General features: G+C 53.3%; 18 protein-coding genes. 7 read left to right on the forward strand and 11 right to left on the reverse strand.

Annotation, left to right across the window (positions count from 1 at the left end; translation table 11 throughout):
* Position 1 precedes the first annotated feature (1 nt).
* The gene (locus tag PSAB_RS00930; RefSeq protein ID WP_025332715.1) at positions 2-919 is read left to right on the forward strand and encodes a VOC family protein; all 918 of its coding nucleotides are present in this window, start codon (positions 2-4) and stop codon (positions 917-919) included.
* Positions 920-1,149: 230 nt separating this feature from the next.
* Here PSAB_RS00930 and PSAB_RS00935 read toward each other — a convergent pair whose 3' ends face one another.
* The 3 genes from PSAB_RS00935 to PSAB_RS00945 all read right to left on the reverse strand — a co-directional run bounded on the left by PSAB_RS00935 (position 1,150) and on the right by PSAB_RS00945 (position 2,528).
* The gene (locus tag PSAB_RS00935; RefSeq protein WP_025332716.1) at positions 1,150-1,548 is read right to left on the reverse strand and encodes a type II toxin-antitoxin system death-on-curing family toxin; all 399 of its coding nucleotides are present in this window, start codon (positions 1,546-1,548) and stop codon (positions 1,150-1,152) included.
* Positions 1,545-1,808: an AbrB/MazE/SpoVT family DNA-binding domain-containing protein gene (locus PSAB_RS00940; RefSeq protein ID WP_025332717.1), complete on the reverse strand. Its 264-nt coding sequence runs from the start codon at positions 1,806-1,808 to the stop codon at positions 1,545-1,547. The genes PSAB_RS00935 and PSAB_RS00940 overlap by 4 nt, the downstream gene beginning before the upstream one ends.
* A 324-nt stretch (positions 1,809-2,132) precedes the next feature.
* The gene (locus PSAB_RS00945) at positions 2,133-2,528 is read right to left on the reverse strand and encodes a VOC family protein (RefSeq protein ID WP_025332718.1); all 396 of its coding nucleotides are present in this window, start codon (positions 2,526-2,528) and stop codon (positions 2,133-2,135) included.
* A 227-nt stretch (positions 2,529-2,755) separates the two neighbouring features.
* Here PSAB_RS00945 and PSAB_RS00950 point away from each other — a divergent pair, with 227 nt between their 5' ends.
* The gene (locus PSAB_RS00950) at positions 2,756-3,319 is read left to right on the forward strand and encodes an RBBP9/YdeN family alpha/beta hydrolase (protein ID WP_025332719.1); all 564 of its coding nucleotides are present in this window, start codon (positions 2,756-2,758) and stop codon (positions 3,317-3,319) included.
* A 209-nt stretch (positions 3,320-3,528) separates the two neighbouring features.
* Here PSAB_RS00950 and PSAB_RS00955 read toward each other — a convergent pair whose 3' ends face one another.
* The 3 genes from PSAB_RS00955 to PSAB_RS00965 are packed head-to-tail and all read right to left on the reverse strand — an operon-like array spanning position 3,529 to position 5,012.
* Complete coding sequence (locus PSAB_RS00955) at positions 3,529-4,293, reverse strand: DUF817 domain-containing protein (RefSeq protein WP_025332720.1); 765 nt, start codon at positions 4,291-4,293, stop codon at positions 3,529-3,531.
* A 16-nt stretch (positions 4,294-4,309) separates the two neighbouring features.
* Entirely contained in the window at positions 4,310-4,528 is a 219-nt protein-coding gene (locus tag PSAB_RS00960) for a helix-turn-helix domain-containing protein (protein WP_025332721.1), read from the reverse strand.
* A gap of 10 nt (positions 4,529-4,538) precedes the next feature.
* Entirely contained in the window at positions 4,539-5,012 is a 474-nt protein-coding gene (locus PSAB_RS00965; protein WP_025332722.1) for a DUF2975 domain-containing protein, read from the reverse strand.
* A gap of 150 nt (positions 5,013-5,162) precedes the next feature.
* On the opposite strand from PSAB_RS00965, the gene PSAB_RS00970 reads away from it, so the two are divergent.
* Together PSAB_RS00970 and PSAB_RS00975 are read left to right on the forward strand one after the other, a co-directional pair.
* Complete coding sequence (locus PSAB_RS00970; protein ID WP_025332723.1) at positions 5,163-5,420, forward strand: hypothetical protein; 258 nt, start codon at positions 5,163-5,165, stop codon at positions 5,418-5,420.
* Complete coding sequence (locus PSAB_RS00975) at positions 5,417-5,797, forward strand: retropepsin-like aspartic protease (RefSeq protein WP_025332724.1); 381 nt, start codon at positions 5,417-5,419, stop codon at positions 5,795-5,797. The genes PSAB_RS00970 and PSAB_RS00975 overlap by 4 nt, the downstream gene beginning before the upstream one ends.
* A 256-nt stretch (positions 5,798-6,053) precedes the next feature.
* On the opposite strand, the gene PSAB_RS00980 is transcribed toward PSAB_RS00975, so the two are convergent.
* The 5 genes from PSAB_RS00980 to PSAB_RS01000 are packed head-to-tail and all read right to left on the reverse strand — an operon-like array spanning position 6,054 to position 10,734.
* Positions 6,054-6,767, reverse strand: coding sequence for a GntR family transcriptional regulator (locus PSAB_RS00980; protein WP_025332725.1), 714 nt, complete (start codon positions 6,765-6,767; stop codon positions 6,054-6,056).
* 9 nt (positions 6,768-6,776) lie between these two features.
* Positions 6,777-7,793, reverse strand: coding sequence for a sugar kinase (locus tag PSAB_RS00985; protein WP_025332726.1), 1,017 nt, complete (start codon positions 7,791-7,793; stop codon positions 6,777-6,779).
* A complete protein-coding gene (gene dagF / locus PSAB_RS00990; protein WP_025332727.1) occupies positions 7,786-8,550 on the reverse strand; it encodes a 2-dehydro-3-deoxy-phosphogluconate aldolase in 765 nt (254 codons plus the stop codon). Before dagF ends, PSAB_RS00985 begins: the two co-directional genes overlap by 8 nt.
* Positions 8,550-9,656 (reverse strand): DgaE family pyridoxal phosphate-dependent ammonia lyase, encoded by a 1,107-nt coding sequence (locus tag PSAB_RS00995; protein WP_025332728.1) that lies wholly within the window; start codon positions 9,654-9,656, stop codon positions 8,550-8,552. The genes dagF and PSAB_RS00995 overlap by 1 nt, the downstream gene beginning before the upstream one ends.
* The gene (locus PSAB_RS01000; RefSeq protein WP_025332729.1) at positions 9,622-10,734 is read right to left on the reverse strand and encodes an amidohydrolase/deacetylase family metallohydrolase; all 1,113 of its coding nucleotides are present in this window, start codon (positions 10,732-10,734) and stop codon (positions 9,622-9,624) included. The genes PSAB_RS00995 and PSAB_RS01000 overlap by 35 nt, the downstream gene beginning before the upstream one ends.
* A 256-nt stretch (positions 10,735-10,990) precedes the next feature.
* On the opposite strand from PSAB_RS01000, the gene PSAB_RS01005 reads away from it, so the two are divergent.
* The 3 genes from PSAB_RS01005 to PSAB_RS01015 all read left to right on the forward strand — a co-directional run bounded on the left by PSAB_RS01005 (position 10,991) and on the right by PSAB_RS01015 (position 16,420).
* Positions 10,991-12,901 carry a beta-N-acetylhexosaminidase gene (locus PSAB_RS01005; protein WP_025332730.1) on the forward strand — a complete coding sequence of 637 codons (1,911 nt, stop codon included), beginning with the start codon at positions 10,991-10,993 and terminating at the stop codon, positions 12,899-12,901.
* A 187-nt stretch (positions 12,902-13,088) separates the two neighbouring features.
* Positions 13,089-14,852, forward strand: coding sequence for a cache domain-containing sensor histidine kinase (locus tag PSAB_RS01010; RefSeq protein WP_025332731.1), 1,764 nt, complete (start codon positions 13,089-13,091; stop codon positions 14,850-14,852).
* A 2-nt stretch (positions 14,853-14,854) separates the two neighbouring features.
* Positions 14,855-16,420, forward strand: coding sequence for a response regulator (locus PSAB_RS01015; RefSeq protein WP_025332732.1), 1,566 nt, complete (start codon positions 14,855-14,857; stop codon positions 16,418-16,420).
* Positions 16,421-16,442: the final 22 nt, after the last annotated feature.

A 16,442-nucleotide genomic window follows, 5' to 3' on the forward strand; every position in this document is an offset into this window, starting at 1 on the left:
TGTGACAAACGCGAATCAGACCATCGTGCCGCATATATGGTATGACAAAGAAGCGGTAGAAGCGGCTAATTTTTACGCCTCTGTTTTCCCCGAATCCAAGGTTACGAGTGTGACGACACTTCATGACACACCGTCAGGCGACTGTGATCAAGTCTCTTTTGAAATATGGGGGCAGAAGTTTATGGCCATCAGTGCAGGGCCGTATTTTAAGTTAAATCCGTCCGTGTCTTTCTTCGTTAATTTTGATCCGTCACGCGATAAGGACGCAGCACAGAAAATAGATGAGGTCTGGAACAAATTATCTGAGGGTGGCCAAGCTTTGATGCCGCTTGATAAGTATCCATTCAGTGAGCGGTACGGCTGGATTCAGGATAAATATGGCGTATCCTGGCAGCTGATCCTTACGAATCCGGAAGGTGAGGAGCGGCCGGCTATTGTACCGTCGTTACTGTTTGTCGGTGAAAAGTGTGGTAAAGCTGAAGAGGCCATGTCGCTCTATTTATCCATATTTGGAAACTCGCGGCAAGGAACGATTGCCCGCTATCCAAAGGGCTCGGACCCTGACCAGGAAGGAACCATTATGTTCTCTGACTTCATGCTGGAGAAGCAGTGGTTTACCGTAATGGACAGCGCGCACGATCATAAATTCAATTTCAACGAAGCCATCTCCTTTATGGTGAAATGCGATTCGCAAGAGGAGATTGATCACTACTGGGAGAAGCTTTCTGCAGTTCCCGAGGCTGAACAATGCGGCTGGTTGACCGATAAGTTTGGTGTGTCGTGGCAGATTGTTCCGGCCGAGATGGACGAGATGCTGGAGAAGGGAACACCGGAGCAAATTGCGCGTGTGACGAAGGCCTTTCTGCAGATGAAGAAATTTGACCTTGCAGCATTGCATAAGGCTTATAAGGGCGAGTGAGTGTATAACACCTACCTGCTGCCAGAGAAAGCATGGTTATAGTAATGCAAAAAAGCGATGAGAGAATACCCTCGCCGCTTTTTTGGTGTGCTTTCCAGCATCAAATCTGTCACTACACTCGTAGAAGCTTATGTGGCGTTATCTTCGGACAGGGGTTCGACTCCCCTCGGCTCCATTGCCAGTATCAGAAAAAGCGACCTTACCCGGTCGCTTTTTCATTCCCTTGTAATTTAAATAACTACGCAATACTTCTTAATAATCTCGGCCAGTTCATCAAAGGCGTATTTGTGGTTGACCATGTCGACCGTGAAATCTTCGGCCTGCTTAGTATTCATTTTAAACTGCAAACCGTTGTAACGCAGAAAAATAACTAAAGCGGTGAAGGCTGTACGTTTGTTAGCATTGTGGAAGGGATGATTTTGTCCTAATGACTCAAATAGGGCAGCTGATTTTTCGAAAATAGTAGGGTAAGCATCCTCGCCAAAAGCAGAAGATTTAGGGCGATGGATAGCGGACTCCAGCAGAGCCGTTTCCTTGACGCCCGTTTGTTCACCTGGACTGTAACGTTGAATCATGGCTATGTTAATGGCTATAGCTTCTTCTGCAGATAAATATCGTATTTTACTCATCGATCTTTAAGACCCCGTAAGGTAAGGTCATATTCTTCAATAACATTGCTGAGCGTATCCATAAAATCATCGCTAATGCCATTAGGCAGGGATACTTTTGTCGATTTCCTGATAATAATTTCCCCCGTTGTTTGATTTACATCAATCTGAACGGTATCTCCTTGTCCTAAACCTACTTGCTTCAACGCATCGGTCATGGTTATGCCTAAACTGTTGCCAAACTTCGTTACTTTCCGCTCCATGTCCACCATCCTGTTCATTTCAGGCGCTCCTTATCATCATATTCAACTGTTATAACAATTATACACCCAAACGGACGAAGTTCAATTCTGCATTACAGGGTGATACTCGGGTGACATCAAATCTGTCACTGCACTCGTAGAAGCTTATGTGGCGTTATCTTCGGACAGGGGTTCGACTCCCCTCGGCTCCATATGGAGAAGAAAAGACACCTTGAGGGGTGTCTTTTTTGATAGGTACGGGTTTGAATCGTAGAGATGAAGAAACCAAGACTTCATCCGCCATTTCCACAGACTGTGAAAGATATGGGTTTCGGGATGGTATCCCGCGCCATAGGGAAAGTGCTATTTTGCATGCTCATCTGGCTGATGAATACCAAAAAGGTTCCCTTCGGTATCCATGTAATATCCTTGCCATGCCATTCCGGGCAGAGCATATTTAGGCATTGCCACCTGGCCTCCGAGTTGGAGGATTTTGGCTTCAGTCACATTATAATCTCCTACTCCCATGGTACATGCATATCCATTCACAGCCTGACCGGGTTGTGGGGAAGCACCTTGACGCTGCATCAAAGCCCCGTTGATTCCGGGTTCATTTGCATCGCCTGTCACAGCTCCCCAATAAGGCATTCCGGCATAGTCACTCCAGTCCTCAAAGGTCCATCCAAATACCTCGCCATAAAACTTCTTAGCACGCTCCATGTCATCTACATGAATTTCGAAATGAATGAGTCTGCCCATGATTTCCTCCTATATTTTGACTTTCTGCCTTCCTCTATTATACTTTCCTTTTTTGTGAAATATATAAAATTTAATTCGAAATTTATCGTGGTCTGTGCGAGACTGTGTAATATGTCATGAGCATCTCCTCATGTAAAATATGAATTAACAAGAAGAATAAAAAGATTAGCAGAATCGAGATTGATGCAGTCATAATTTTAAACGACCATTGTGGAGGTGTTGTTATCATGAGTAGAAGCTTTCTCGTTTTGTATGGAGTCGGCGGCAGTGGACCCGATCATTGGCAAAGATGGTTACAGCAAGAGCTGGTGAAGCAAGGTGAAAAAGTCTATTTTCCTGACTTTCCAGACAAAGATCAACCAGACAAGGATGTTTGGCTCGACTATTTATCTTCTGTTTTTGAAGAAATTTCGCAAGATGAAGAAGTAATCGTTGTGGCACACAGCTTAGCGTGCATCATGTGGTTTCACTATGCGGCTTCACATCCGAAACGAAAAATTCAGAGAGCCATTCTAGTGGCGCCGCCTTCGCCATTTTTGGAATATGAGCCTGTGATGACGTTTTTTCCTGTGCCGGAAAACTTGGTTGATATTGCAACAGTTGCGGAAAAGACGCTGTTTGTTTTATCCTCAACGGACCCTTATTGTTCGGTAGAAGATGCTTCTCAATATTTAGATTTAGGGATTCCTTGCGTTATGTTGCCTAAAATGGGACACATCAACGTTGAAGCGGGCTACGGTCCATGGCCGTGGATTCTCGATGTATGCTTGAACCAGCAGGTTACACTATGAAAGACAGGGAACAAGGTGCTTAATGATCAGTGATTAGGATCAAGAGGTTACAGCCGGACAGCCTTGGTTTGACCCTGCGAATTGTGGATTTGGTACACCACGATTCGGCCCCATACAAAAACCCGCTCCGGGAGCGGGCTTTTTACATGTAAGGACTTAAAATATAACCGCATTGTCGCCCTCAGATTGTCAAAGTCCAAACGTACCTATCATGAATTTCTCCCCTTAACCTGCTTTAACGCCGCTACAATAAGAAAGCTAACAATCACTAATAAGAGCCATGAACTCACCTTTCCCAGATGAACGAGACTCCATGCCTCGGTTTGGTTTGGATATTGCCAAGCTCCAAAGAACGTTGCGATATTTTCAGCGAGCCATATAAAAAATCCGATAAGCACAAAAGAAAGCGCGAGCGGCATACGGTAACGGGTTCCACCAACCTCATATGTGACCCAAGACTTCCAAAAGACGATCACTACAAGTCCAGATAACCACCAACGAGCGTCAATCCAATAATGGTGGGTAAAAAAGTTCAAATAAATCGCAGCAGCAAGAGGTACGACTACCAAAAAAGGCGGCCACTTCACCAGCTCAACCTTAAACCGCCTCCACGCCTGGCAAAGATAACTCGCTACGCTTGCGTACATGAATCCGCTATACAAAGGGACTCCCCCGATTTTGAAATAGCCTTCCTCCGGATAAGACCAGGAGCCCATATGTACCTTGAAAAGTTCAAGAGCGAGCCCGATCAGGTGAAACAAGGTGATCACCTTTAGTTCATCCCGTGTTTCAAGCCCGGAACGCACCATCCACCACTGCATCAGAAGGCAGATGATGAGCATCCAGTCATACCGAGGCAGGAAGGGGAGCGGCAGGTTTTGTGTCAAAGCCAAAGAGGAAAAAATAACGACAGGAAACAAACAGGACAGGGCCTGCTCTGAGCCAAAACGAACGAGCTGCATTAGTGCTCTCATGATCGGTGCCTTCGGCTTACCGGGCGTCTTCATCGCTTCGGTATTCCAAAAGATCCCTAGGTTGGCACTCCAAAGCCTCGCAAATCGCCTCTAAAGTGGATAATCGGATCGCTTTTGCTTTTCCATTTTTCAAAATCGAAAGATTAGCCATCGTGATTCCAACCCTCTCCGAAAGTTCGGTAACGCTCATTTTCCTTTTAGCCAGCATCACGTCAATATTGATGATAATCGCCATTGTTTTCACCTCAGACCGTTAAATCATTTTCTGATTTTATATCGATGGCATTTTTTAATAGCTTTTGAAGAACGGCAGCGAAGACCGCAACTACAATGGAGGCAAAAACAATGACCATTCCGAGTACGATGAGACCCGGGGCGTCGTCTTCCTCTGCTATGAGATATACAAGTGGCAGGCCTGCCGCATACAGGATGCTGATTGTGATTGCACAGTATTTGATATTCTTTAAAGCTTTTACGGATAATTCCGAGAAAGCCTTGTTCTTGTCAATGTAGCTTAAAAGTCTTAAAGCCTGAGCCAAAGCAATAAAAAATGGTATCGCCGATGCATACATAACGCTTAAAAGGGGATATACCCAATAAGCTGGATAATGTTCTACTGCTTCATTAGCGATGGAAGGCAACCCCAATATACACAAAGCAAGAATGGGCAATCCAATAAGAAACACAGCTGCCTTTAAAAAGAGTGTTTCCCGTTTCATAAAAAGCACCTCGCTTGTTTATTGTCAAATAGGACTTTAACACATAATTTATCGATTTACAATAAATAATTATTGATTTTGATTACATTATTGTTGTTTTTAAATGGAGGATGGGATAGCGGAAGAGTCAATTAGGCTGACCCTTTCGAGATGCGGTGGGAAGAGGTTCGTGAGCAGTTCCCGGATGAGTGGGTGGTCTGTGAGGCGTTAAAGTCTCGTTCGGAAAATGGATACTGGCTCATTGATGAAGTCGCACTCATTGATCGATTCGACGATTCAACGGTTGCCATGAAACGCTACTATGAATTGCATCGGGAACAGCCATATCGCGAATACGGCTTTTTTCATACATCCCGCGAAGAACTGAAGCTTCGGGAAAAATGGGCGGGGGTACGGGGGCCAAGATGAGGATTGACGTGAGGTACGGGCTGCCTTTTACCGAAGTGATTATTTGTTACCGTGGTGAAGAGCTTCATTTGAATAATTTTTTGCTGGACACAGGTTTGGCAGGAACAATTTTTAACGCTGATGTGGTCGATGACATTGGTGTGAAAATTGAACCAGGTTATTTTCTCAATAAGATCAGAGGTGTGGGTGGAGTAGAGGTCGTCTATTCCAAGCAGTTTGATTTTGTGAGTACGGGAGAGGCTTCTCTAGAAGGGTTTGAAGTTGAAATTGGGGAAATTGACTACGGCATGGAGATCGATGGCATTCTTGGCTTTGACTTTATCCAATCTGCCGGGTTAGTGATAGATTCTAAAGAGTTGCTAGTGGCAACAAAATGAGATTACTTACGATGTAGTCGAAAATCATATAAAGCGTGTAAATCAATCATGACTGAGCGTATGCTAATAAATGAACCCATGTTCTTAAAACGGTCTCGTTTTTAAGAACATGGGTTCATTTTATTAAAGGGATATTGATTAGCCTGTATTCTTTCTGGATAGCACCATCTATAGCCGTTGTAGCTTTGAGCGAAGTAGTCCTCAGGGAATGCTTCAGTCAGCTGCCCGCTGCCCGCTGCGGGAGCGCCTCTAGCCCTTAGACATCGTAATTGACGACATAGGGTTGGAGCTCCGAGCGGTAATAGCCCTCGCTGTATTCAACGACGCTGCCGGATTCATCATAGGCGTAACGGTATCTTTTGAGCAGCGGCATGCCCTTGCCGGATTTCAGCAGCGCCTCGACGCCGGGCGGCGGAGGCGCCACCCCGAATTCATCTCGGAATTTGGCGATTGTGACCTTGCGCTCCTCCATCCAGCCGTACAGGGACTGCGCATCAAGCTCTGCCGGGTCAACCCCGCCAATCCAGGCTGGGAAGTAGTGGGTGTAATGGATGTAGGGCGAATCGTCCAGCACATAGAGGCGCTCGATCCGCAGGCCGGAGGTCCCGAACAGGCTGTGGGGCTTGCTGCCCTCCTCATGGGTAACGCTCTCCGCGCCAAGCAGCACCTTATGAATGACATGCCCTTCCTCCACCAGCACCTCTGTAAACCGTTTCCAGGTTGAGCGCTTCGAGGTGCTGGTGTTGCGGATAACTTTGGTACCCTTGCCGCTGCTTGTCTCCAGATATCCTTCCTGGACCAGTTCCTTGATCGCGTTACGGACGGTGATCTTGCTGACGCCGAATTCTTCCTCAAGGAGCGGCTCGGACGGGATGTTGGTTTCCAGCGGGTACAAGCCGTGGAGAATCCGGTCTTTGATTATGTTTTTGATCTGCTGGTATAAGGGCCGCTTGTTGCGGGATAGATTCATGGCGGGTTCCTACCTTTCTACATCGCCGTTCCCTTCGGCTATGGCCCGAAGAATGGCGCTTTCGGAAGAGTGGGGGGTATCGCCCTGTATCGTATGCGCCAGCATCGCAGCCGCTGCGGCGAAACGGACGGTCGTCTCGGGGGAATGGCCTTCCAGCTCTCCGTGGATGATTCCGCTAGTATAGGCGTCTCCGGCTCCGATCCGGTCATAGACTGGGAAGGTAAGCTTGTCCGAATAGACGAAGGCGGAATTTTTATATAAAAACCCTTGCAGCGAATGCGTGTTGTCCGGATTCACCGTGCGGTGCGTACCCGCGATGACGGAGATGCCGTAAGCGGCGGCGACCTGCGGGATCAGCTCTTCCAGCTGCTCCCGCCGGGTTTCTCGTTCGCTCTGCATTCCCAGAATGTGCAGGGCGTCCTTCTCGTTCATAAGGACGATATCGGCAAGGCCCAGCATTTCCGTATACCATGGCTTGGCTTTGGCATACCCGCCTTCGCCCCAAAGGGTGGGCCGGTAGTTGCAGTCAAAGACAACGAGGCGTCCGGCTGCTTTCACGGTCTTTGCGAAGGCCAACACATGCCGCCGGACCGTGTCGTTCATCGCGAGCGAAATGCCGCAGAAATGGACGATATCGCATTCCCGGGCGACGGCTGTAAAATCATAGGCGCCTTCCGGGGCCGTATTGAAGCTGCTCTCCTGCCGGTTGGTGTAGGTAACGCGGCTCGCCCGGGGTCCAAAGCCGTTCTCCAGCACATACATGCCGACATACGCGCCCGCCCGCCGGATTTGGGCGGGCAGGATGCCCAGCTTGCTGAGATTGGCGACCGCTGCGTCGCCGATCGCATTGGCGGGCAGCGTCGTGACGAGGTAGCCGGTATGCCCGAACCGTGCCAGTGCCGAGACGACGTTAACCCCCGTTCCGGAATAGGAGACCTGAAGGGTATCGCTCTGCGACAGCAGGGCGTAGCCGGGAACCTGCAGCCGCATCATCACTTCCCCGAAGGCGGCGATCGTTCTAGCCATGGAGATCAACCTGCTTCTTCATGATCGCCAGCAGCGTGCGGACATCATCTACACGGGTGTCTCCCGTAGCCTTGTCGATGATGGAAGAATACACATGGGGAATGACCTGCGGCACACCGGCTTCAAGCGCGATCCGCAGGATAGCCTCGAAGTTGTCCAGGTCGATCCCTCCGGTCGGCTCCAGCGCGAAGCCTTCCTCTCCGCAGGCTTTGGCGACGGCCCGGTACTCCGCTTCAAGGCTGAGGCCGTTCATCGGGAAGTATTTCAGCGCGTTGCCGCCCATGTCGCGCAGCAGTCCGATCGCCGCCTTGACGGGAACGATCGCATGCTCGCCCGCAGAGCTTGCAGGGCCGGTCGAAATATTGACATACCCCGGCTGTCCCGAAGGCGAGACGAGGCTGTTGATCCAGCCGCCTCGGATTCCCAGATTGGCCCGGGTAGCCCCCACTGAAGGGAAAACCTGATTGATATGGCTCCCCGCGTACGATTTGGCGATTTCGGCGACCACGGCCGCCTGCCGGTTGTCGCCGGCGCCCAGCCCGATCGAGACGGCGTCTTCGATGGCGGCGCCGTATTCCTTCATCGCATCGGCCGCAGCTTCGGCTGTCGGGTAGTTCTTGGACAGAACGCCGACCAGCACATAGCCTTCCGCAGCCTCATACACCTCTTTGGCGTTGCGCACACTGCCCGCCAATACGTTTAGAGCCGCCCGGTTTTTATAGAAACGGCCGGCAATTCCCACTCCTGTATTCGTCATTATGCTTTACCTCCTGCAAGCTCTTGAATTCTGGCCGCGATGACCGCGATGTCATCGCCTTGAAGCGGGCGCGGATCGATATCGAAATACCCCTGTCTCACGCCGTAATCGCGCGTATAAATTGCGATTTCGCCCCCCTGAAGCGCCTTGGCGACAGAAGCCGCGTCCGTTCCCGCCTTCTCCGGCTCGATGTGCACCCGGGCGCGGAAAATGGCGCGCCCCGCTTCGTCCTGCACGATCGATACCTGCAGACCCGCGATCTCATTCAGGACCATCAAGGATTGCAGCGATTCCACTTCCCGTTCGCTCGTATCTTCCTTAACGATATACTCATCCAGCGCTTGAAGCAACCCGAACGTCGTTTCCTTGCCGATCTTCATGCTGCGGCCGATTCCGTAAAGCTGGGACTTGACCCATTCCACGCAGGAACGCTTGCCCGCGACAAGACCGGAGGTCGGTCCTTCAATTGCCTTTGAGCCGCTGTAGATCGCCAGGTCGGCGAGCGCGACGTATTTCCGGAGATCCTCTTCGGCTGCGGCGTCTACGATCAGCGGAATTCCCCTGCGCCGGGCCAAGTCCGAGACTTCCTCCACGGAAATCATGTTCTTCTGGACGGCATGATGGGATTTGACGTACAGGATGGCGGCGGTCGAGTCGGTAATCGCCTCCTCGATATCGGCGGCTTTGCCTTCATTGGCGTAGCCCGCCTCCACAATCCGGCCGCCTCCCAGATAGACCATCGTTTCCACGGGAGCGCCGTACTGGACGTTATGCCCCTTCAGCATAATGATCTCGTTCCTCGTAATCGGATCCTGATGCAGGCGCAGCGATTTGCGCCGGTCGCCTCTTGTTACGATTCCCGCAACGGACAGGGCAATGCCGCTGGACGCGGAGTTGACGACGACGGCGGCTTCCGCACCCATGATGCGGGCGGCGTAATCGCCTGCCTTGTCGACGAGATCCGCGATTTCTACGTAAGCCTGGCCGCCCGCCTTCATCGCTTCCATTACGGAATCCGATGGGGCGGAGACACCCAGGATGCTCATTCTGCCGCTGGCGTTGATGACGCGCTTAAGGCCGTATTTCGCATGCAGCGTATTCTCCATGGATAACCACTCCTTTAGGTATGATGCACCGGGCCGCTTCCTTCGTTACTCCTTCGGAATCGGTGAGGCGTACTGGACGTTCTTCAACTGAGAATAAAGTCAGGCGCGCGGCGTCTCCGGGCTGAATGCGGCCCAATTCGGGCCGCTTTAGCCAGGCGGCTGCGCGTACAGTAACGGCGTCGATGACTTCATTCAGGGGATAGCCAAGATACAGGAACTTGCTCATCACATTTGCCAGGCTGTACACCGGGCCGTTCAGCCGGTTTCCCCGGTAAATGTCGCTGCTGATCGTGTCCGGGGAAATGCCGTGCCGCCTGGCGGCCTCGGCCACCCGGAACGAGAAGCTTGCCGTGCCGTGCCCGACATCCAGATGAACGCCCCGGTCCCGGGCGTCCAGCAGCACCGGCAGCGGTTGGCCCTCGCTGTCGAACAGGTTGTTCTCCTTCCCGTTCAAATAATGGGTCAGCACATCACCCTGCTCCAGCAATGGCACAATTTCGGTAATATCGGGAGGACCCGAGCCGATGTGGACCATTAGCGGCAAATCCGTTTCCGAAGAGAGGCGCCTGGCCATGCGGAGCGGGCTGAGTCCGCTCCCGGCGACGACGCTGCTGCTGATTCGGGCTTTGAATCCCACGATCATATCCCGGTATTCACGGGCGGATTCCGCAGCCTGCCGGAGATCGATCCACTCGAGCCGGGACAGCTCGTCGATCCGTTTCAGACCGATGCGCGAAATATTAAGGAAGGCGAGAAGGCGGGTGCGGGCGCCGAGGCGGCTTGCCGCCAGCTCGCCGATCCGGTCGGCTCCGCAGCTGCCGGCGTCCACGATGGTCGTAACGCCCTGCTTGATTCCGATCTCATCAATCTCATCCCCGTAGGGGTCGAATTCCGGGAACGCATGCACATGCATGTCGATCCATCCGCTGGAAACATAGAGGCCGGACCCGTCGATCACCCGGTCCCCCCGCCCCTGTCCGGGCGGCGTTAGCTCGGCGATGCGCCCGTCTTCCACTACAATATCGGTCATTTGCCCGCCCACAAGCCGGAGATGGCTGAGCACCAGCTTTTCTTGCATGAGGTTCACCTGCCAATGCTGAGGAATGTAAGACCTTAAAATCAAATTCATGTATTGCGCGGTGGCATACACTTAAGATACCATAGAAATCAGAGAAAACAATATAACGTTATAATGTTTAATTTAAAATTCTTTTTCACACGTTTTCATGTTTCACGACTTTTCAAGCGAAATGCTCCTGGCGATCCCGGATAACTGCATAGCGGAGAGAGCGGAGGATGATTAAAGGGCTATAAAGATCGAGGAGGATGACAAGATGAAGTTTTGGTTTGAGGGTGACATATCGCCTCTGCTGCCCGGAATCGGGATTCTGGCCGGCGAGCTTGGGTTTCAGCTCGAAGAGGACGGAATCCCTGTGCTGGTGGGGATTTCCGGCGAAGGAATCGAGGTCGGCTGTGAGGATGGCCGGGCGTATATACGGTATGGGCGTACCCATCAGTTCTTCCGCGGGCTTGGTCTGCTTGTCCAGCACGTGCGCAAGGGCGCAGCGTTTCATATCCGCGAACGGCAGCAATTTGATCTCGTCGGCCCGATGTTCGACCTATCCCGCAACGCGGTGCTCACTACGGACAGCTTTAAGGCTATGCTGAACAAGATGGCCCTGATGGGACTGAATACCGTTATGCTCTATATGGAGGATACCTATGAAATCGAGGGCGAACCTTATTTCGGGTATATGCGAGGCCGTTATTCGCAGCAGGAACTTCGCGAAATCGACGATTATGCGGCTCAGTTCGGCATTGAGGCGTTTCCAAGCATTCAGACGCTTGCCCATCTGGAGGAATTCCTGAAATGGGAGCCGGTGTCCCATTACAGGGATACGAAGGGCGCGCTGCTGGTGAGCGAGGAGCGCACGATAAAGCTGGTCGAGCGTATGGTCGAGTCGGCCAGCGCACCGTTCCGCAGCCGCAAAATCCATATCGGCATGGATGAGGCCGAAGAGCTGGGCCGGGGGAAGTACCTGGACCGGAACGGCTACAGCAGCCGGTTTGATATCATGATCTCGCATCTGGAGAAGGTGCTGGACATTGCGCGAGGGCGGGGGCTTGAGCCGATGATGTGGAGCGATATGTTCCTGAAGCTCGCTTCCGCAAGCGGCGGCGAGTACTATGACGAGGAAACATCGATACCGGAAGAAATGCGGTGCAGCATTCCGAAAGACGTAGATATGGTGTACTGGGACTACGTGCATACGGAGACGGAGGACTACGAGCGGCTGATCGAGAAGCACCGCTCGCTTGGCTCGAAGCTGGCTTTTGCCGGAGCTGTGTGGATTTTTAATACGTTCGGGGTCAATTACGGCCTGTCTCTCAAGGCTTCGGATACGGCACTCCAGGTATGCAAGAAGGAGGGGATCGGCGAGGTGTATGCCACGATGTGGGGGGATGACGGCAATGAGGGCAATCCGTTCGCGGCACTGCTCGGCCTGCAGCTGTATGCGGAGCATGCTTATTCCCCGGAGCGCCCGGAGTGGGAGCATCTCGCGGAGCGTGTGAAGTTCTGTACTGGCATTGAGGCCGACAGCTACCTTCTGATGAAGGACCTGGACGAAACGCCGGGGGCCGAGCCGGATAACCGCGTGCAGAGTAATCCTTCGAAGTTCCTGCTGTACCAGGATGTGCTGCTTGGCCTGTTCGACTATCAGATCGACGGCCTGGAGCTGTCCGCCCATTACGAAGCGCTGCAGCGGAGCCTGTCCGAGAGAAGCGCCGCCGATCCGGCCGCAGCCGGGATGCTGGAGGTTCCGGAGAAGCTGTGCGCGGTGCTGAAGCGCAAGAGCCTGCTAGGTGTCGAACTGAAGCGGGCATATGATGCCGGCGACAAGGCTGCACTGGCCGAAGCGGCGGTACGGGAGCTGCCGGAGATCGCACAGGCGGTTAGGGAGCTTCGGTCCGCGCACCGTACCGCCTGGTACCGCATGTTCAAGCCGTTTGGCTGGGAGGTGCTGGACATCCGGTACGGGGGGCTTGTGAACCGGCTCGATTCCGCCGCCATGCGGCTTCTGGATTACACGGAGGGACGAATTGCAAGAATCGAAGAGCTGGAGCAGGAACGTCTGCCGTACAGCTCGGCCAACCGGTTCAACCATAGAGGCGCCGGATGGTGCAGCTATTATTACCGCATGGCGTCGCCGAATGTATTTTTTCATGTATTAAATCCCTTTTAATCATTGATTCTTTTTATATCAAGCTGTTCCGACCGGCTGGACCGGGTAACCGGAGCAGCTTCTTTACTTCATAAAAAGAGTTGGAAAATACTGAGAACCCTTGTTTTTTGCTAAATAACTGCAGACCGTATGTCGAATTATGTTGTAAAATGTGAGGAATCCAAACAAGGAAGGGGAGAGGAAGGAGATGTGGTTCAAGCATTCTTTGAAGGGGAAGCTGTCGCTGCTGCTCATCATCGCAATCGTGTTCCCTCTGCTCGGCGCCGGGGTCGTCTCCTACCGGATCGCCTCCAATCTGACGGAAAAAATTGAAAAGCAGTCCGGCATGAATACGCTCAGGCAGCTTTCGGATAAATTGGACTTTATCATTAACGATATCGAGACCATGTCGGTGTTCATCATCGGCCAGCGCAACATTCAATCCTACCTCGGCAGCGATAGGGCGGACATTTCCCTGTATTCGCAAAATGTGGCCTTTCTGCTGAACCTGGCTTCCTCCAAACCCTACATTTCCAATATCACCATCGCCTCCGGCCGCGGGTATCCGGCGCTGTCCAACACGACGGTGCTGTACTCCGGACTGCCCCGGCTGCTGGAGGCCAAGACAGCCGATTATAACCCCGCGCAGAAGTGGTGGACGCCTCTCTATGAGAACCAGACGACCGACGACGGCATCAAGCGCGTATTCTCGCTGGTCCGTCCGATTCGCAGCACCGATAAGTTCCAGCCGCTGGGGGAGCTGGCGATCAGCGTCGATGTAGACGAGGTGCAGGAGATGCTGCAGGACGCGGCCTGGAACGCAAACGGCCGGCTTTGGCTCGTCAATCAGGAGAACCGGATCATGTCTTCCCAGACCGGGGAAGGGCTTAATATGCCGCTTGGACAGTCGCTTCCGGGGCTGGGCGAGCTAAGAGGAACCGAAGGCGTTCTTAACATTACTCGGGGTCAGGAGAGCAACACGCTGCTCTATTACACGCTGCCGAGCCTAAACTGGAAGCTGGTTGGCGTCATTCCGACCCGAATCTATACCGCGCAGAACGAATACGTGCTTACGCTTACGGCGGTCGCCATCGGCGTCGCAGCGCTGCTTGCGGGAGCGCTTGTGCTGTATTTCACCGCATGGGTTACGCGCCCGCTGACCAAGCTGGCCAGAAAGCTGAAGGACGTGAGTCCCGGCGATCCCGTCAAGCAATTCGAGGTTAGGTCCACGGATGAAATCGGGATGGTACTGCATAGCTACAATCAGCTTGGCGAGCGAATCGAGCGCCTAAAAAGCCAGCTGCAGCTGAACGAGGCAAAAAAGAAGGAGGCTGATATTCAGGCCCTTCAGGCCCAGATTCATCCGCATTTTCTGTATAACACTCTGTCGTCAATCCACTGGATCGCGCTCATGAACAAGGACCGTCAGGTAGCGGAAATGGTTGGGGCGCTCGGTGATTTTCTGCGGTTCAGCCTCAACGACGGCAAGGAATTCTGCTCCGTAGAACAGGAGGTGGCGCATGCACAGAACTATGTCCGCATCATGTCGAAGCGGTTCCAGGACAAATTCGACTCGACCTTCCTGATCGATCCCAAAATTCAGGAGAGAACGATGCTGAAGCTACTGCTGCAGCCGCTGATCGAGAACAGCATCATGCACGGCCTGAAGAAAAAGCAGGGCAAGGGCAGCGTCTTCGTCCATGCGGAGCTGCGGGGAGAAGGCATGTCCTTTGTCGTTGAGGACACCGGGGTCGGTATGGATGAGGAGAAGCTGCTGCATCTGCGCAGCCTGCTGCTCGCCGGAGAAGCAGGTGAGCAGCAACGGTCCGGCTCTTCAGACTCGGGTTATGGCCTGAGCAGCGTACATCGCCGTCTAAAGCTGCATTACGGCAGCGGAGCGGGTCTTCATATCGAGAGCGAGCCGGAAGGCGGCACACGAATTTCGTTCACCATACCTGTACTGGAGGGATAGCTGTGGATATACTGATCGTCGACGACGAGGTCATCATCCGGACGGGACTGTGCACGGTTATTGACTGGGAGGAGCTCGGCATGACGCTGCTTCCGCCGGCGGAATCGGCGGAGGAGGCATTGGAGCGCATTCCCGACGAACGCCCCGATATCGTGTTGACCGACATCCGCATGTCGGGGATGGACGGGATAGAGCTGGCCAAGGAGATCAAACGGAGGCTGCCGGACGCCGAGATCATTATCCTGACCGGCTACGATGATTTCGGTTACGCCCAGCAGGCGCTGCGGGAGGGGGTGACCGATTATCTGCTGAAGACCAGTGGCCCTGAGGAGGTCATCAAGGCGGTGATGAAAGCCCAGCGGAACCTGAGCGCGAAGCGGGAAGCGGCGAAGCAGGGGGCGGTTTCCGCTGCGGCGCTGCGGAGCCGGCTGCTTGAGGAGTGGCTGATTGGAGGCGGCAGGCGGTCACCGGAAACGGCAGCCTTTGAGCCGGTAAGAGACTGGCTAAGGCAGAACGGGGTCTTTTCCACAGAGGAGGCCGGCGGCGTTCAGCCGATGCGGGTGCTACTGGTCGGAGCCTCCGGCTGGGGAGATGGCCGGTTCAGCGAGCTGATCCTGGGAAGCGCGGAGAACCGCATGCAGGAGCTTTTGCCGTGCGTCACGCTCGTCCGAAACCAAACAGTCATTGTGGCGCTTCGCACTGAAGAGGACTGGCCCGGCATGCGTTCGCTGGAGAAGGCGCTGAACCGGGTAAGGGAAATGCTAAAATGCGATCTCTTTGCCGCGGCCGGAAACATCGTTCATTCGCTCGGCGAGCTGCCCCGCTCCTATGAGGAAGCGGCTAAGGTTTATGCCTACCGGGTCCTGTTCGGAGACCGGGGCTTGTACGAGATGAAGGATATCAAGCAGCGCAGGGGCGGCCGGACCGTCTGCTCGGAGAAGGAGGAGCAGGAGCTTCTGGGGCTGCTGATCAACAACCAAGCGACCCAGCTGCATGCCTGGACCCACCGGATCGTAGAGGAGCAGCTTAAGGACCCGGACGCAACTCCGGCGGCGCTGCAGGCCTATCTGCAGTCGGTCGTTGTCGTCGCGCACCGCTGGCTGGACCGGAACCGGGAGATCGGCACAAGCGAGCCTGCGGCGGTTCCGATCTTCGCCTTTGAGCCCGGCGTGCGGCTGGAGGATGAACTTTTCCGTCTGCTGCTGTCCGTCATGAACGAGTTTCATCAGGGGGCGAGCGACAGCCGCTACTCTTACATTCAGCGCGCTATCGCGTATATACGTAATCACCTCGACCAGCAGCTAAGTCTTCAGCAGGTGGCCGGGTTCGTCCATCTGAACCCCAACCACTTCAGCGAGGTCTTCAAGCGGGAGACCGGCCAGGGCTATATGGAATTCGTGACCCGGGAGCGGATGCTCCGGGCGGGCAGCCTGCTTCTTACGACACAGAAGAAAATCGGCGAGATCGGGGGCGAGGTCGGTTATGAGGATATGAAATATTTCAGCCAGCAGTTCAAAAAAATCATGGGCTGCACGCCATCGGAATACCGTCAAGCGAATGTTAATTAATATGACGCGATTATGTAATTAT

The organism is Paenibacillus sabinae T27 (assembly GCF_000612505.1).
In the GTDB taxonomy this organism is placed as follows: domain Bacteria; phylum Bacillota; class Bacilli; order Paenibacillales; family Paenibacillaceae; genus Paenibacillus_AQ; species Paenibacillus_AQ sabinae.

What these genes read in the sequence shown, in the direction of transcription:
- PSAB_RS00935 (WP_025332716.1), bottom strand. Translation starts at nt 1,548, where the DNA reads ATGAGTAAAATACGATATTTATCTGCAGAAGAAGCTATAGCCATTAAC.
- PSAB_RS00940 (WP_025332717.1), bottom strand. Translation starts at nt 1,808, where the DNA reads ATGAACAGGATGGTGGACATGGAGCGGAAAGTAACGAAGTTTGGCAAC.
- PSAB_RS00945 (WP_025332718.1), bottom strand. Translation starts at nt 2,528, where the DNA reads ATGGGCAGACTCATTCATTTCGAAATTCATGTAGATGACATGGAGCGT.
- PSAB_RS00950 (WP_025332719.1), top strand. Translation starts at nt 2,756, where the DNA reads ATGAGTAGAAGCTTTCTCGTTTTGTATGGAGTCGGCGGCAGTGGACCC.
- PSAB_RS00955 (WP_025332720.1), bottom strand. Translation starts at nt 4,293, where the DNA reads ATGAGAGCACTAATGCAGCTCGTTCGTTTTGGCTCAGAGCAGGCCCTG.
- PSAB_RS00960 (WP_025332721.1), bottom strand. Translation starts at nt 4,528, where the DNA reads ATGGCGATTATCATCAATATTGACGTGATGCTGGCTAAAAGGAAAATG.
- PSAB_RS00965 (WP_025332722.1), bottom strand. Translation starts at nt 5,012, where the DNA reads ATGAAACGGGAAACACTCTTTTTAAAGGCAGCTGTGTTTCTTATTGGA.
- PSAB_RS00970 (WP_025332723.1), top strand. Translation starts at nt 5,163, where the DNA reads ATGCGGTGGGAAGAGGTTCGTGAGCAGTTCCCGGATGAGTGGGTGGTC.
- PSAB_RS00975 (WP_025332724.1), top strand. Translation starts at nt 5,417, where the DNA reads ATGAGGATTGACGTGAGGTACGGGCTGCCTTTTACCGAAGTGATTATT.
- PSAB_RS00980 (WP_025332725.1), bottom strand. Translation starts at nt 6,767, where the DNA reads ATGAATCTATCCCGCAACAAGCGGCCCTTATACCAGCAGATCAAAAAC.
- PSAB_RS00985 (WP_025332726.1), bottom strand. Translation starts at nt 7,793, where the DNA reads ATGGCTAGAACGATCGCCGCCTTCGGGGAAGTGATGATGCGGCTGCAG.
- dagF (WP_025332727.1), bottom strand. Translation starts at nt 8,550, where the DNA reads ATGACGAATACAGGAGTGGGAATTGCCGGCCGTTTCTATAAAAACCGG.
- PSAB_RS00995 (WP_025332728.1), bottom strand. Translation starts at nt 9,656, where the DNA reads ATGGAGAATACGCTGCATGCGAAATACGGCCTTAAGCGCGTCATCAAC.
- PSAB_RS01000 (WP_025332729.1), bottom strand. Translation starts at nt 10,734, where the DNA reads ATGCAAGAAAAGCTGGTGCTCAGCCATCTCCGGCTTGTGGGCGGGCAA.
- PSAB_RS01005 (WP_025332730.1), top strand. Translation starts at nt 10,991, where the DNA reads ATGAAGTTTTGGTTTGAGGGTGACATATCGCCTCTGCTGCCCGGAATC.
- PSAB_RS01010 (WP_025332731.1), top strand. Translation starts at nt 13,089, where the DNA reads ATGTGGTTCAAGCATTCTTTGAAGGGGAAGCTGTCGCTGCTGCTCATC.